Annotated in this window: 13 protein-coding genes; 6 read left to right on the top strand and 7 right to left on the bottom strand. The window is 71.8% G+C overall.

Annotation, left to right across the window (positions count from 1 at the left end; all coding sequences use genetic code 11):
* Positions 1 to 30: 30 nt before the first annotated feature.
* The 3 genes from ACFY5B_RS00365 to ACFY5B_RS00355 are packed head-to-tail and all read left to right on the top strand — an operon-like array spanning position 31 to position 3303.
* The gene (locus ACFY5B_RS00365; protein WP_389962360.1) at positions 31 to 1371 is read left to right on the top strand and encodes a sensor histidine kinase; all 1341 of its coding nucleotides are present in this window, start codon (positions 31 to 33) and stop codon (positions 1369 to 1371) included.
* Positions 1368 to 2033, top strand: coding sequence for a response regulator (locus ACFY5B_RS00360; RefSeq protein WP_389962357.1), 666 nt, complete (start codon positions 1368 to 1370; stop codon positions 2031 to 2033). The genes ACFY5B_RS00365 and ACFY5B_RS00360 overlap by 4 nt, the downstream gene beginning before the upstream one ends.
* Positions 2034 to 2085: 52 nt before the next feature.
* Positions 2086 to 3303 (top strand): cytochrome P450, encoded by a 1218-nt coding sequence (locus ACFY5B_RS00355; RefSeq protein ID WP_389962354.1) that lies wholly within the window; start codon positions 2086 to 2088, stop codon positions 3301 to 3303.
* On the opposite strand, the gene ACFY5B_RS00350 is transcribed toward ACFY5B_RS00355, so the two are convergent.
* From ACFY5B_RS00350 to ACFY5B_RS00340, 3 genes are read right to left on the bottom strand one after another with little or no spacing between them, the layout of a single operon-like run.
* On the bottom strand, positions 3287 to 3511 hold the full coding sequence (locus tag ACFY5B_RS00350; RefSeq protein ID WP_389962351.1) for a hypothetical protein: 225 nt from the start codon (positions 3509 to 3511) through the stop codon (positions 3287 to 3289). The genes ACFY5B_RS00355 and ACFY5B_RS00350 overlap by 17 nt on opposite strands.
* Positions 3512 to 3556: 45 nt before the next feature.
* Complete coding sequence (locus ACFY5B_RS00345) at positions 3557 to 5185, bottom strand: ABC transporter permease (protein ID WP_389962349.1); 1629 nt, start codon at positions 5183 to 5185, stop codon at positions 3557 to 3559.
* Complete coding sequence (locus ACFY5B_RS00340; RefSeq protein ID WP_389962346.1) at positions 5182 to 6096, bottom strand: ATP-binding cassette domain-containing protein; 915 nt, start codon at positions 6094 to 6096, stop codon at positions 5182 to 5184. Before ACFY5B_RS00340 ends, ACFY5B_RS00345 begins: the two co-directional genes overlap by 4 nt.
* A 74-nt stretch (positions 6097 to 6170) precedes the next feature.
* Here ACFY5B_RS00340 and ACFY5B_RS00335 point away from each other — a divergent pair, with 74 nt between their 5' ends.
* The gene (locus ACFY5B_RS00335; protein ID WP_389962343.1) at positions 6171 to 6668 is read left to right on the top strand and encodes a GbsR/MarR family transcriptional regulator; all 498 of its coding nucleotides are present in this window, start codon (positions 6171 to 6173) and stop codon (positions 6666 to 6668) included.
* A gap of 12 nt (positions 6669 to 6680) precedes the next feature.
* On the opposite strand, the gene ACFY5B_RS00330 is transcribed toward ACFY5B_RS00335, so the two are convergent.
* Positions 6681 to 7562 (bottom strand): diacylglycerol kinase family protein, encoded by an 882-nt coding sequence (locus ACFY5B_RS00330; protein ID WP_389962340.1) that lies wholly within the window; start codon positions 7560 to 7562, stop codon positions 6681 to 6683.
* Positions 7563 to 7747: 185 nt separating this feature from the next.
* Between ACFY5B_RS00330 and ACFY5B_RS00325 the strand changes: the two genes are divergently transcribed.
* Positions 7748 to 9031 (top strand): adenylosuccinate synthase, encoded by a 1284-nt coding sequence (locus ACFY5B_RS00325; RefSeq protein WP_389962337.1) that lies wholly within the window; start codon positions 7748 to 7750, stop codon positions 9029 to 9031.
* 135 nt (positions 9032 to 9166) lie between these two features.
* Positions 9167 to 9460 carry a hypothetical protein gene (locus tag ACFY5B_RS00320; RefSeq protein WP_033310150.1) on the top strand — a complete coding sequence of 98 codons (294 nt, stop codon included), beginning with the start codon at positions 9167 to 9169 and terminating at the stop codon, positions 9458 to 9460.
* Positions 9461 to 9469: 9 nt separating this feature from the next.
* On the opposite strand, the gene ACFY5B_RS00315 is transcribed toward ACFY5B_RS00320, so the two are convergent.
* The 3 genes from ACFY5B_RS00315 to ACFY5B_RS00305 form a co-directional block, all read right to left on the bottom strand.
* On the bottom strand, positions 9470 to 10120 hold the full coding sequence (locus ACFY5B_RS00315) for a hypothetical protein (protein ID WP_104783223.1): 651 nt from the start codon (positions 10118 to 10120) through the stop codon (positions 9470 to 9472).
* Between the two features lie 121 nt (positions 10121 to 10241).
* Positions 10242 to 10943: a GntR family transcriptional regulator gene (locus tag ACFY5B_RS00310; protein ID WP_389962333.1), complete on the bottom strand. Its 702-nt coding sequence runs from the start codon at positions 10941 to 10943 to the stop codon at positions 10242 to 10244.
* Between the two features lie 139 nt (positions 10944 to 11082).
* A complete protein-coding gene (locus ACFY5B_RS00305; RefSeq protein ID WP_389962330.1) occupies positions 11083 to 12438 on the bottom strand; it encodes an aspartate aminotransferase family protein in 1356 nt (451 codons plus the stop codon).
* Between the last annotated feature and the right edge of the window lie 62 nt (positions 12439 to 12500).

The raw sequence follows: 12500 nt of genomic DNA, 5'->3' as shown, positions 1-12500 counted from the left end.
GGGACCCGGGACGCGCTTACCGTTCTGTACGTGACCGAGACGACTCACACACAGACCACGCCACCGGGGGACGGGGCGTTGCCGCGCAGCCCGGAGTACCGGGTGGCGGTGGACTCCCTGCGCGGACTGCGACAGGACCTCATACACGACGCCTTCGCCTACCGGCCGCTGCCGGGCCGGCGCACGGACGGGCGGTTCGCCCGGCGGCTGCCGGGGCGGTCGCGGGAGTACGCGGCCTGGATGCCGCACGCCCTGATCGTCGCGGCGGCCCTGATCTCCACGGCTTTCGCCACCGTCGACTCCGGTGGGCCCGCCGCCCTGATGGGTCTGTTCTGCGCGGTTCCGGTGCTGCTGACCATGGTGCGGCCGGTGGGGGCGTTCTGGGCGTCCATGGTGTCCACCCCGGTCGTGGCCGTGCTCGGCAGCCGCTGGTTCGAATGGCCGTGGGCGGCCGGCAGCTTCGTCAGCCACCTGACCGTGCTGACAGTGGTGGCGATACGCACCAGGCCGCGCACGGCCGGGTGGATGTGGGTGCTGACGGCGCTCTACGCCATCGTCGCGGACAGCGGCATCGGCCCGACCTCCATGTACGGCAGCAACTCCGGCGCCATGCTGATCCTCTCGGCGCTGATCCTGCTCAGCGTCACCGTCTGGCACATCCGCCGCAACGCCGAGCAGGAAGTCACCGCCCAGCTGACGGTCACCGCGCACGAGCGCTCCCGCCGCACCCTGCTGGAGGAGCGCACGACCATCGCCCGCGAGCTGCACGACGTGGTCGCGCACCACATGTCGGTGGTGGCCATCCAGGCGGAGGCCGCGCCCTACCGGGTGGACAACCCGCCGCCGGAGCTGGAGAAGGCGTTCGCCACGATCCGGGAGAACGCGGTGGCGGCACTGACCGAACTGCGCCGCGTCCTGGGCGTCGTCCGCGCCGAGGACTACGAGGCCCCGGACGCCCCGCAGCCGACGCTCGCCGACCTGGAGGGGCTGCTGGCCAATGTGCGGGAGGCCGGGCTGGGCGTCGACAAGGTGGTGACCGGCGCGGTGCGCGAGCTGCCGCAGGGCGTGGAGCTGTCGGCGTACCGGATCGTGCAGGAGGCGCTGAGCAACTCCCTGCGGCACGCGCCGGGCGCGACCGCCCGGGTGGAGATCGGGTACGTGCTCGGCGGCCTGGGGCTGCGCATCGTCAACGGCCCGCCGCCCAACCCGAGCCTGATCAAGCCCTCGCCCGGCGCGGGGCACGGCATCACCGGTATGCGGGAGCGGGTGTCGATGCTGGACGGCGAGATGACGGCGGGCCGTACGGACGAGGGAGGCTATGAGGTGGCGGTGTTCCTGCCGGTCGCCCTGCCGGACGAGGGCGGCTCATGACCATCCGGGTGCTGATCGCGGACGACCAGATGATGGTGCGCGAGGGTTTCTCGGTGCTGCTGAACGCGATGCCGGACATCGAGGTCGTCGGCGAGGCGGTGAACGGCCGGGAAGCCGTCGCCAAGGTCCGCGAGCTCGCCCCGGACGTGGTGCTGATGGACATCCGCATGCCCGAGCTGAACGGCATCGAGGCGACCCGCGAGATCGTCGCCGCCGACGGCGCCGCAAAGGTGCTGGTGCTCACCACCTTCGACCTCGACGAGTACGTGTACCAGGCGCTGCGCGCGGGAGCCTCCGGCTTCCTCCTCAAGGACGCCTCGGCCCGCCAGCTCGCCGACGGGGTGCGTGTGGTGGCGTCCGGGGAGGCGCTGCTGGCGCCGTCGGTGACCAGGAGGCTGATCACCGAGTTCTCCAAGCTCGCCGACACCCCGCGCCTGATGCCCTCCGCGCAGGCGGCCTACGGGGATCTCACCGACCGGGAGACGGAGGTGCTGGTGCTCATCGCGCAGGGGCTGTCGAACTCGGAGATCGCGGAGCGGCTGGTGGTCGCCGAGTCGACGATCAAGACGCACGTCAGCCGGATCCTGGTGAAGCTGGGCCTCAGGGACCGGACACAGGCGGCGGTGTTCGCCTACGAGGCGCGGCTGGTGACGCCGGGGTGACAGGGGGCGCCGCCCCTGGTCAGAGTGGGGGGTGCCGGGCTAGCGTCCGTCCATGGCAGCTGTTTCCGACCTCGGGTTCGACCCGTGGGACCCGGCGTTCCTCGCCGACCCGTACCCCGCCTACGCCGACCTGCGTGCCCGGGGCCGCGTGCACTGGTTCGAGCCCACGAACCAGTGGCTCGTCCCGCACCACGCGGACGTCTCGGCCCTGCTGCGCGACCGGCGCCTCGGGCGGACGTACCAGCACCGGTTCACGCACGAGGAGTTCGGCCGCACGGCGCCCCCGCCGGAGCAGGAGCCGTTCCACACCCTCAACGACCACGGCATGCTCGACCTGGAGCCGCCGGACCACACCCGCATCCGCCGCCTGGTGTCGAAGGCGTTCACCCCGCGCACGGTGGAGCGGCTGAAGCCGTACGTGCGGGGCCTGGCCGACGACCTGGTGTCCGGGCTGGTCGCGGCGGGCGGCGGCGACCTGCTGAAGGACGTCGCCGAGCCCCTCCCCGTCGCGGTGATCGCCGAGATGCTCGGCATCCCGGAGTCCGACCGGGGCCCGCTGCGCCCCTGGTCGGCGGACATCTGCGGGATGTACGAGCTGAACCCGTCCGAGGACACCGCGGCCAGGGCGGTCCGCGCGTCGGTCGAGTTCTCCGAGTACCTGCGCGAGCTGATCGCGGCGCGCCGCAAGGAGCCCGGCGACGACCTCGTCTCCGGGCTCATCGAGGCCCACGACGAGGGCGACCGGCTCACCGAGCAGGAGATGATCTCCACCTGTGTCCTGCTGCTCAACGCCGGTCACGAGGCCACGGTGAACGCCACGGTCAACGGCTGGTACGCGCTGTTCCGCAACGAGGCACAGCTGGAGCTGCTGCGCGCGGACCACACGCTGATCCCGTCCGCGATCGAGGAACTGATGCGCTACGACACCCCGCTCCAGCTCTTCGAACGCTGGGTGCTGGACGAGATCGAGATCGACGGCACGACGATCCCCCGGGGTGCGGAGATCGCGATGCTGTTCGGCTCCGCGAACCACGACCCCGCGGTGTTCGGGAACCCGTCCGCCCTGGACCTCACCCGCACCGACAACCCTCACATCTCCTTCAGCGCCGGCATCCACTACTGCATCGGCGCACCGCTGGCCCGTATCGAACTGGCGGCGTCGATGGGGGCGTTGCTGGAGCGTGCCCCGACGCTGCGCCTCGCCGAGGAGCCGCAGCGGAAGCCGAACTTCGTGATCCGGGGTCTCGAGGGGCTCAGCGTGGTGGTCTGAGCCGCCGGAGCAGGGCCCAGGCCGCCAGGGCGGCGGCGGCCCCGCCGAGGACCGCCGGCGGCAGTTCGGCGTAGAGCACGCTCCAGTCCGGGGTCGCCTGGAACCGCCGGAACCGCCCCCGGACACCGACGGCCCACACCCAGAGTCCCGCGCCCGCCCCGAGCGCGGTGGTCAGACATCCCGCTGCGGCCTGCGCACGTTGTCCCATGACCGGCATGGATGTACGCGGGCCGCTGCCGGTTCCGGCCGCTGCTCAGGTCGACATGTCGCGGCGGCGCAACCCCGCCAGGCCCGCGGTCACCAGCACCACCGCCACCCCGGTCAGCACGGACACCGGCCCCCACGCCATGGATCCGCCCGGCAGCTTCGGCAGGTGCCCGAACGGCGAGACGTCCAGCACCGCCTGCGGTACGTCCAGCGCGGGCCCGACCCAGCCGATCAGCAGCACCGCCCCGGCGACCCCCCACGCCGCCATGGCCGCCCGGGGCAGGGCCCCGTGCAGCAGCACCGCCACCCCGCCGACCACCCACACCGCAGGAAGCTGCGCCAGGCACGCCCCCAGGATCGGACCGGTCTGCCTGCCGTAGCCGACGGCGAGGCCCAGCCCGGCCAGCAGCATGATCAGGGCGGCGCCGCCGAAGGCGATCAGCAGATGCCCGGCGGCCCACCGCAGCCGCCCCACCGCGTGTCCCAGCACCGGTTCCGCCCGGCCGGAGGTCTCCTCGCCGTGCAGGCGCAGCACCGAGGAGACGATGTACAGCGCCGCGACCAGGCCGAGCATGCCGATCATGGACGCCAGGAACGCGTCCGTCAGGCCGGACTGTCCGCCCATCCGCTCGATGATCCGCCTGGCGTTGTCGTTGTCGCCCACCAGGTCCGCCGCGCCCTCGGTCATACCGCCGTAGACGACGCCGGCCAGGAAGAAGCCGATGCTCCAGCCCAGCACACCGCCCCGCTGCAGCCGCCATGCCAGGGCGCCCGCGCTGCCCAGGCGGCCGGACGCCGGGCCCGGCCGGGTCGGCAGGAAGCTCATGCCGAGGTCCCGGCGCCCGGCCAGGGCGTAGGCGGCCCCGCCCTGGAGGGCCGCCGCCCCGGCGAAGAGCGCGAGCACCCACCAGCGCTCGTCGGCGTAGGGCCGCAGGTACTCCAGCCAGCCCAGCGGCGACAGCCAGGTCAGAACCGACGAGCCTCCCTCGGTGCCGAAGGCCTGGGAGGTGCCCCCGTCCGTCCCCGAGTCGCCCGCCGCGCGCAGGACGAACGCGGTCCCGAGCACCGCCGCCGTCAGGCCGCGGGCCAGCCGCGCGCTCTCCGTCAGCTGCGCGACGATCGCGGCCGTCGTGGCGAAGACCATCCCGACGGCGGCGATGCCGAGCCCGAGGGCCAGAGCGCCGGTCGTGCCCAGGCCGGCCAGCCCGGCTGTCACCAGCAGCGCCAGCGCCGCGTTCGCGACCGCCGCCGCCAGCAGGGCCGCCGTCAGGGAGGCCCTGCGGCCCACCGTCCCGGACGCCACCAGCTCCTGACGGCCGCTCTCCTCCTCGTCCCGGGTGTGCCGTACGACGACCAGCAGGCTCATCACGGCCGCCAGGGCACCGGCGTAGACCCCGACGCGCCAGGCCGTCAGGGCGCCCAGGGAGTCGCCGAAGACCGGGCCGACCATCGCGCGCAGCGAGGAGTTGGTCTCCATCTGCCGGATCAGGCCGGCGCGTTCGGAGGGGGTGCCGTACAGGCCCTCCAGGGTGCCGGGCATGGAGAGGACCATGAGTGCGTTCACCGCGATCCACACCGGGATCGTCAACCGGTCGCGGCGCAGGGCGAGACGCAGCAGGGTTCCGGTGCCGGCCAGGTGCCGTGAACTGCCCGGCCGCACCGCGAACGTCGTCATCGGGCCACCGCCCGGTCCGTCTCGGCCGCCTCGCCTTGGTAGTGCCGCAGGAACAGCTCCTCCAGGGTGGGCGGTGTCGACGTCAGCGACCGTACGCCCGACTCGGTCAGCGACCGCAGGACGGCGTCCAGCCGGTCGGTGTCGACCTGGAGCCGGACCCGGTGCCCCCGCACGTCCAGGTCGTGGACGCCCGGCAGCGCAGACAACCCCTCGGGCGGGCCCGCGAGCTCGGCGACGAGGCTGGTGCGGGTCAGGTGGCGCAGGTCGGCGAGGGAACCGGTCTCGACCGTACGGCCCTTGCGGACGATGCTCACCCGGTCGCACAGCTCCTCGACCTCGCTGAGGATGTGGGAGGAGAGCAGGACGGTGCGGCCCCGGTCGCGCTCCTCCTCGACGCAAGCCTGGAAGACCTCCTCCATCAGGGGGTCCAGGCCCGAGGTCGGTTCGTCCAGGATCAGCAGGTCCACGTCCGAGGCGAACGCGGCGACCAGGGCGACCTTCTGCCGGTTGCCCTTGGAGTAGGTGCGGCCCTTCTTGGTGGGGTCGAGTTCGAAGCGCTCGACCAGCTCCGCACGTCGCCGCGCGTCGAGTCCCCCGCGCAGCCGGCCGTAGAGGTCGATGACCTCGCCGCCGGAGAGGTTGCGCCACAGCGTGACGTCCCCGGGGACGTAGGCGATCCGGCGGTGCACCTCCACCGCGTCCGCCCAGGGGTCGCGGCCGAGCACCTGCGCGGCGCCCGAGTCGGCGCGCAGCAGCCCGAGCAGGACCCGGATGGTGGTGGACTTCCCGGCGCCGTTGGGGCCGAGGAAGCCGTGCACCTCGCCTGCGGCGACCTCCAGGTCGAGTCCGTCGAGAGCATGCGTCCGCCCGAAGGACTTGTGCAGTCCGGAGACGGTGATGGCCTTCGTCATGCTTCAGAACGTACGCTTCCTTCAGAAATTTGTGAAGTTAACGAACGGTGTGAAGCGCGGATAGGCTGGGTCCCATGACCGAATCAACCGGAACCGGCCGCGACGCCCAGGCCGTGTCGAGGTTCGTGGAATCCTTCGCGGCACAGCTCGTCGAGGCGGGCATGACGCGCATGCCCGCCCGGGTCTTCGCCGCGCTGCTCTCCTCCGACGAGGGCTCGATGACCTCCGCCGAGCTGGGGGAGCAGCTGCGGATCAGCCCCGCGGCGGTGTCCGGGGCGGTGCGCTACCTGGCCCAGACGCACATGGTCTCGCGCGAGCGGGAACCGGGCTCGCGCCGGGAGCGCTACCGGGTGCACGGCGATCAGTGGTACGAGGCCCTCACCAACCGCGACGCCGTCCTCAAACGGTGGGAGATCTCCCTGCGTGAGGGCGTCACCAGCCTCGGCGCCGACACTCCGGCCGGCCGCCGCATGTCGGAGACCCTCGCCTTCTTCGAGTTCATGGAGGGCGAACTCGCCGCGCTGATGGAGCGCTGGCGCGTGCACCGGGACAAGACGTTCGGGCAGGAATGACCAACGGCCGGCTCACCGCCCCGCCGGCACCGTGAGCCCCCACGCGTCCTCCCGCACCACCCACGTCCGGGTCCGCACCGGCCCCGACACCACCGTGTCCGCGCGGTAGCGGAAGTGCGCCCCGGACACCGTCACCGTCCGGCCCCGTGCCAGCAGCGGTGTGGCCTCCGCGCCCACCGACACCGGTCTGACCTCCACCGACGCGACGCCCGCCGCGGCCGGTGCCACCGACACCGCCTCCACCGGCTGGTCCAGGTCGACGAGGGTCTCCCCGTCCACCTCGACCCGCAGCCGGGACGGGCCCGGCTCGGGCGCGGCGGCGAGCCGGGACGGGCGGCCCGCCGGAACCAGCGTCCGGACCAGGGACTGGCAGGTCCGCAGCCAGGGGCGGCCCGGCACGTCGTCCGCATCCGGCGCGGGCTCGGGGCCCGCCCCGGCCGGGGCGGGCCGCAGCGGCGGTATCCGCAGCGCGCCGAGCACCACCCCGTCGCTGTCGTCGACCATCAGGTCCATGCGCCGCTCGACCCCGTCGAGCACCGCCCGCGCCGCGGCCACCGTCCCCGTGGGCACCCCCAGCGACCGGGCCAGGGACAGCGCGCCCCCGACCGGCACCACCGACAGCGGGCATCCGGCCAGCTCCCGGTGCCGGTGCAGCAGCGCCACCGCGCGGATCAGGGTCCGGTCGTCGCCCACCACCACCGGTCGCCGCGAGCCCCGCCGGGCCAGCGCCCGGGCGAACTCCTCCGGCCCGTCCGGCAGGCACAGCTTCATGCCCGCACCCGCGCCGAGCACGTCTTTCGCGATCCGAACGGACTCTCCGTCCGACCTACGGGCGACCGGATCGACCACCACCAGCAGCTGCTCGGACGTCGCGGAAGTCGCCACCTCGGCCATGCCTCGCTTCCTCGGGTAGCATCTTTGTGCAAGAGCCCCTTGCGCTATTGCGCCAGGGGCTTCGTCTATTCCGGGGCATCCGGTCCGACGGTTGGCGGCCAACGGCGGTCGCGGTGCACGCGGCTGCGATTATCCGCGTTCGCCCTCGACCATGGACATGCCCCGCCCGGAAGGGGTGTACGCGCGTGCCCGCACTTGTGCTGCTCGGTGCTCAGTGGGGTGACGAAGGCAAGGGAAAGGCCACCGACCTTCTCGGTGGCTCCGTGGACTATGTGGTGCGCTACCAGGGCGGCAACAACGCCGGCCACACGGTGGTCGTCGGTGACCAGAAGTACGCACTGCACCTCCTCCCTTCCGGAATCCTGTCTCCCGGCTGCACGCCGGTCATCGGTAACGGCGTCGTCGTCGACCCGTCGGTCCTGCTCTCCGAGCTGAGCGGTCTGAACGAGCGTGGCGTCGACACGTCCAAGCTCCTCCTCAGCGGAAACGCGCACATCATCACGCCGTACAACGTGACGGTGGACAAGGTGACCGAGCGCTTCCTCGGCAAGCGGAAGATCGGCACCACCGGGCGCGGCATCGGCCCGACCTACGCCGACAAGATCAACCGTGTCGGCATCCGCGTGCAGGACCTGTACGACGAGTCGATCCTCACGCAGAAGGTCGAGGCGGCCCTCGACGTCAAGAACCAGGTCCTCACCAAGCTCTACAACCGGCGCGCGATCGCCGTGGACCAGGTGGTCGAGGAGCTGCTGGCCTACGCCGACAAGCTCGCGCCGTACGTCTCCGACACCGTCCTGGTGCTCAACCAGGCGCTGGAGGACGACAAGGTCGTCCTGTTCGAGGGCGGCCAGGGCACGCTCCTCGACATCGACCACGGCACGTACCCCTTCGTCACCTCGTCGAACCCGACCGCGGGCGGCGCCTGCACCGGTGCCGGCGTGGGCCCGACGAAGATCAGCCGGGTCATCGGCATCCTCAAGGCGTACACGACCCGCGTCGGCGCCGGTCCGTTCCCGACCGAGCTGTTCGACGAGGACGGCGAGGCGCTGCGCCGGATCGGCGGGGAGCGCGGTGTCACCACCGGCCGTGACCGCCGCTGCGGCTGGTTCGACGCCGTCATCGCCCGCTACGCGACCCGCGTGAACGGCCTGACGGACTTCTTCCTCACCAAGCTCGACGTCCTCACCGGCTGGGAGCAGATCCCGGTCTGCGTGGCGTACGAGATCGACGGCAAGAGGGTCGAGGAGCTCCCGTACTCCCAGACCGACTTCCACCACGCGAAGCCGGTCTACGAGATGCTGCCGGGTTGGAACGAGGACATCTCCAAGGCGAAGTCCTTCGGTGACCTGCCGAAGAACGCCCAGGCGTACGTGAAGGCGCTGGAGGAGATGTCCGGCGCCCCGATCTCCGCGATCGGCGTGGGCCCGGGCCGGGACGAGACGATCGAGATCAACTCGTTCCTCTGACCGGTCCCGACGTCCGCGGGCCGCTCCTCGTGCACACGGGGGGCGGCCCGCGTTCTGTCGCCGGGAGAGTTCCCGGCAACGGGCATACGCTGAAGCCATACCCCCGCGTGCGTCGGCCAGGAGAAGGTGAGTGCGATGCGCGTACTGCTCAAGGCGTCCATGGACACGGAGAAGGCCAACGAGGCCATCCGGAACGGCACCCTGGGAAAGCTGATCCAGGAGTCGATGGAACAGATCAAGCCCGAAGCGGCCTACTTCACCTCCGACCACGGCAAGCGCACCGCCTACGTGGTCTTCGACATGCAGGACAGCTGGCAGATGCCGGTCATCAGCGAGCCCTACTTCCTGCAGCTGGGCGCGGAGATCACCTACACGCCGGTGATGAACCTGGAGGACGTGCAGAAGGGTCTCTCCCAGCTGGGGCGGTGAGCCGCGGGATCAGCTGAAGACGATCATCGACCCCTGGGCCAGGCTGCGGGTCACCGCCGCGTGCAGTCCGAGCCAGACGTGCCGCTCGCGGGCGAACGGGCTCGGATCGTACGGGGCGGGAACGGCGGGCTCCTCCAGTTCCGTCGGGGCGAGCGGCGGCTGGGGGGCCGCCGGCGGGTTGGCCGGGTCGATCCCGATGGCCGGGGCGACCACCTCCAGCTCCCGCAGCAGGGCGTGCGAGGAGCCCAGCGGGCCGCCGCCGGCGAGGAGGTCGTCGTCGGCGAGCGGACCGGGGAAGTCGACGGGGACGTAGGCGCCCGCGTGGTCGTAGTGCCAGACCAGGTGCGACTGCTGGGCCGTCGACTCGAACATCTCCAGCAACTGCTCGTAGTCGCCGCCCAGCTCGTCCACGGGCGTCACCGGCAGGCCGCACACCTGGAGCAGATAGGCGCGGCGCAGGAAGTGCAGCGCGTCGTAGTCGAAGCCCGCGACCGGGGCGACCTCGCCGGACAGGCCCGGCATGTACTGGTACACCGGCACCGGTGGCAGACCGGCCTCGGCGAGCACCTTGTTGTATTGCGCGAGTTCCTCGGCGAAGGGGTTGTCCGGCGTGTGGCACAACACGTCGACGAGCGGTACCAGCCACAGGTCACAGGCCAAAGAAGGCTCCTCGCTCAGCGCGGTGGTCGGGTAGCACGGTGGTCAAGAAGGGTAACGGTGCGCCGCGGTCACGGCTCCCGCCGTGCATGTCCCATACCCATACGGACAGCGCCGACGCGGGTCATCCGGTGGCGAGCCGCTCGATCAGGGTGAGCGAGTGCGTGTTGTACGCGGCGATGATCGCCCGGGCGGCGTCGTTGTCGCGGTCGATCAGGGCGTCGACCAGCTGGGTGTGACCGGCCCACAGCTCGCCGCGCAGATCGGTGAGCCGGCGCAGGTGCTGCACCGCGCAGACCCAGGTCTGCACGCGCAGCCGGTTCAGGAAGTCGGCGAGGTAGGGGTTGCCGAAGCAGGCGCCGAGCTCGCGCCAGAAGCGCAGGTCGTAACCGATGAGGACGCTGAGATCACCCGCCGCGGCGGCCCGCTGCGCCTCCTCGCCGCGCCTGCGGACCCCGGCGACCAGGGCGGCGGACCGGGGATCGTCGGGCCGCACGGCGCCCGGGCGCCCCTCGGTCAGCGCGACGAACATGCCCTCGATGACCAGCCCGCGGGCCTCGATCATGCCGCGGAAGTCGTCGACCGAGTACTCGTGGACCCGGAAGCCGCGGTGCTGGTCGGCGTCGAGGAGCCCCTGCGCGGAGAGGTCGACGAGCGCCTCGCGCACCGGCGTCGCGGACACCCCGTACTGCTCGGCGATCTCCTTGACCGTGAACTCCTGCCCCGGCTGGAGCCGCCCGGCCAGCACCTCGTCACGAAGCGCGTCGGCGATCTGCTGTCGCAGGGTGCTGCGCGTCACGGCGCCGTTGCCGGAGCTGGCGGGCATGGTCAGGGCGTCTCCCTCGTCGCGTTCAGGTGGCGTGCGCGTACATATATGTCTACGAGCACGCCACCTTACGCGTTCGAATGGGGCGCGAGGATGTCGGTTACTGACGGGTTTACAGGTGTTTACCGCACGTGCTTGTCTACCGCGTGTGCTCGTCCGCCACCGAGAGCGCCGCGTCCAGCACCGCCAGGCCTTCCTTGAGCTCGGCCTCGCCGATGTTGCAGGGCGGCACGACGTGTGTCCGGTTCATGTTCACGAAGGGCCACAGCCCGCCCTTCTTCGCGGCGGCGGCGAAGGCGGCCATGGGGGCGTTCGCCTCACCGGCCGCGTTGTACGGCACCAGGGGCTCCCGCGTCTCGCGGTCGCGCACCAGCTCCAGCGCCCAGAACATGCCGGTGCCGCGCACCTCGCCGACGCTCGGGTGCCGCTCGGCGAGCGCCCGCAGTTCCGGCCCGACGACGTCGGCGCCCAGCCGGGCCGCGTTCTCGACGACGCCCTCCTCCGCCATGACGTTGATCGTCGCCACCGCGGCCGCGCACGCCAGAGGGTGTCCGGAGTACGTCAGACCGCCGGGGTAGGGCCGCTTCCCGAACGTCTCCGCTATCGCCCCGGAGATCGCGACACCGCCCAGCGGCACATAGCCGCTGTTCACGCCCTTGGCGAAGGTCAGCAGGTCGGGCGTGACGTCGAACAGGTCCGCCGCGAACCACGCGCCGGTCCGTCCGAAGCCGGCCATGACCTCGTCCAGCACGAAGACGATTCCGTGCCGGTCGCAGATCTCCCGCACCCCGGCGAGGTAGCCGGGCGGCGGCACCATGATCCCGGCCGTGCCGGGGATCGTCTCCAGGATGATCGCCGCGACGGTCGAGGGCCCCTCGAAGCGAATCGTCGTCTCCAGGTGCTCCAGCGCCCGCGCGCACTCCTGCTCCTCGGTCTCCGCGTAGAAGCGGGAGCGGTACAGGTAGGGCGCCCAGAAGTGCACGACCCCGGCCGTGCCGCTGTCGGAGGCCCAGCGGCGCGGGTCACCGGTGATGTTCACGGCCTGCTGGGTGCCGCCGTGGTACGAGCGGTACGCCGAGAGCACCTTCGGGCGGCCCGTGTGCAGACGGGCCATCCGGATGGCGTGCTCGACGGCGTCGGCGCCGCCGTTGGTGAAGAAGATCTTGTCCAGGTCGCCCGGGGTCCGCTCGGCGATCAGCCGGGCCGCCTCCGAGCGCGCCTCGATCGCGAAGGCGGGCGCGAAGGTCGTCATCCTCGCCGCCTGCTCCTGGATCGCGGCGACGATCTTCGGGTGCTGGTAGCCGACGTTCGTGTAGACGAGCCCGCTGGAGAAGTCGAGGTAGCGGCGGCCGTCGTAGTCCCAGAAGTACGACCCCTCGGCACCGGCGACGGCGAGCGGGTCGATGAGCTCCTGAGCGGACCAGGAGTGGAACACGTGGTCACGGTCGGCGGCCTTGACGGCGGCGCCGGCTTCGGGGTTCGGCTGAGGGGTCATGCGGGCGAGCGTAGGCATGGGGGGCGGGGGCGGGAAATCGGCGTCGTGTGTGAGGTCTGGGG

This window comes from Streptomyces sp. NPDC013187 (genome assembly GCF_042899705.1).
GTDB classification, from domain to species: Bacteria; Actinomycetota; Actinomycetes; order Streptomycetales; family Streptomycetaceae; genus Streptomyces; species Streptomyces hawaiiensis_A.
This window is presented reverse-complemented; position numbering and strand designations above follow the sequence as displayed.

Coding starts and splice junctions, on each gene's coding strand:
- ACFY5B_RS00360 (WP_389962357.1), top strand. CDS start 1,368: ATGACCATCCGGGTGCTGATCGCGGACGACCAGATGATGGTGCGCGAG.
- ACFY5B_RS00355 (WP_389962354.1), top strand. CDS start 2,086: ATGGCAGCTGTTTCCGACCTCGGGTTCGACCCGTGGGACCCGGCGTTC.
- ACFY5B_RS00350 (WP_389962351.1), bottom strand. CDS start 3,511: ATGGGACAACGTGCGCAGGCCGCAGCGGGATGTCTGACCACCGCGCTC.
- ACFY5B_RS00345 (WP_389962349.1), bottom strand. CDS start 5,185: ATGACGACGTTCGCGGTGCGGCCGGGCAGTTCACGGCACCTGGCCGGC.
- ACFY5B_RS00340 (WP_389962346.1), bottom strand. CDS start 6,096: ATGACGAAGGCCATCACCGTCTCCGGACTGCACAAGTCCTTCGGGCGG.
- ACFY5B_RS00335 (WP_389962343.1), top strand. CDS start 6,171: ATGACCGAATCAACCGGAACCGGCCGCGACGCCCAGGCCGTGTCGAGG.
- ACFY5B_RS00330 (WP_389962340.1), bottom strand. CDS start 7,562: ATGGCCGAGGTGGCGACTTCCGCGACGTCCGAGCAGCTGCTGGTGGTG.
- ACFY5B_RS00320 (WP_033310150.1), top strand. CDS start 9,167: ATGCGCGTACTGCTCAAGGCGTCCATGGACACGGAGAAGGCCAACGAG.
- ACFY5B_RS00310 (WP_389962333.1), bottom strand. CDS start 10,943: ATGCCCGCCAGCTCCGGCAACGGCGCCGTGACGCGCAGCACCCTGCGA.
- ACFY5B_RS00305 (WP_389962330.1), bottom strand. CDS start 12,438: ATGACCCCTCAGCCGAACCCCGAAGCCGGCGCCGCCGTCAAGGCCGCC.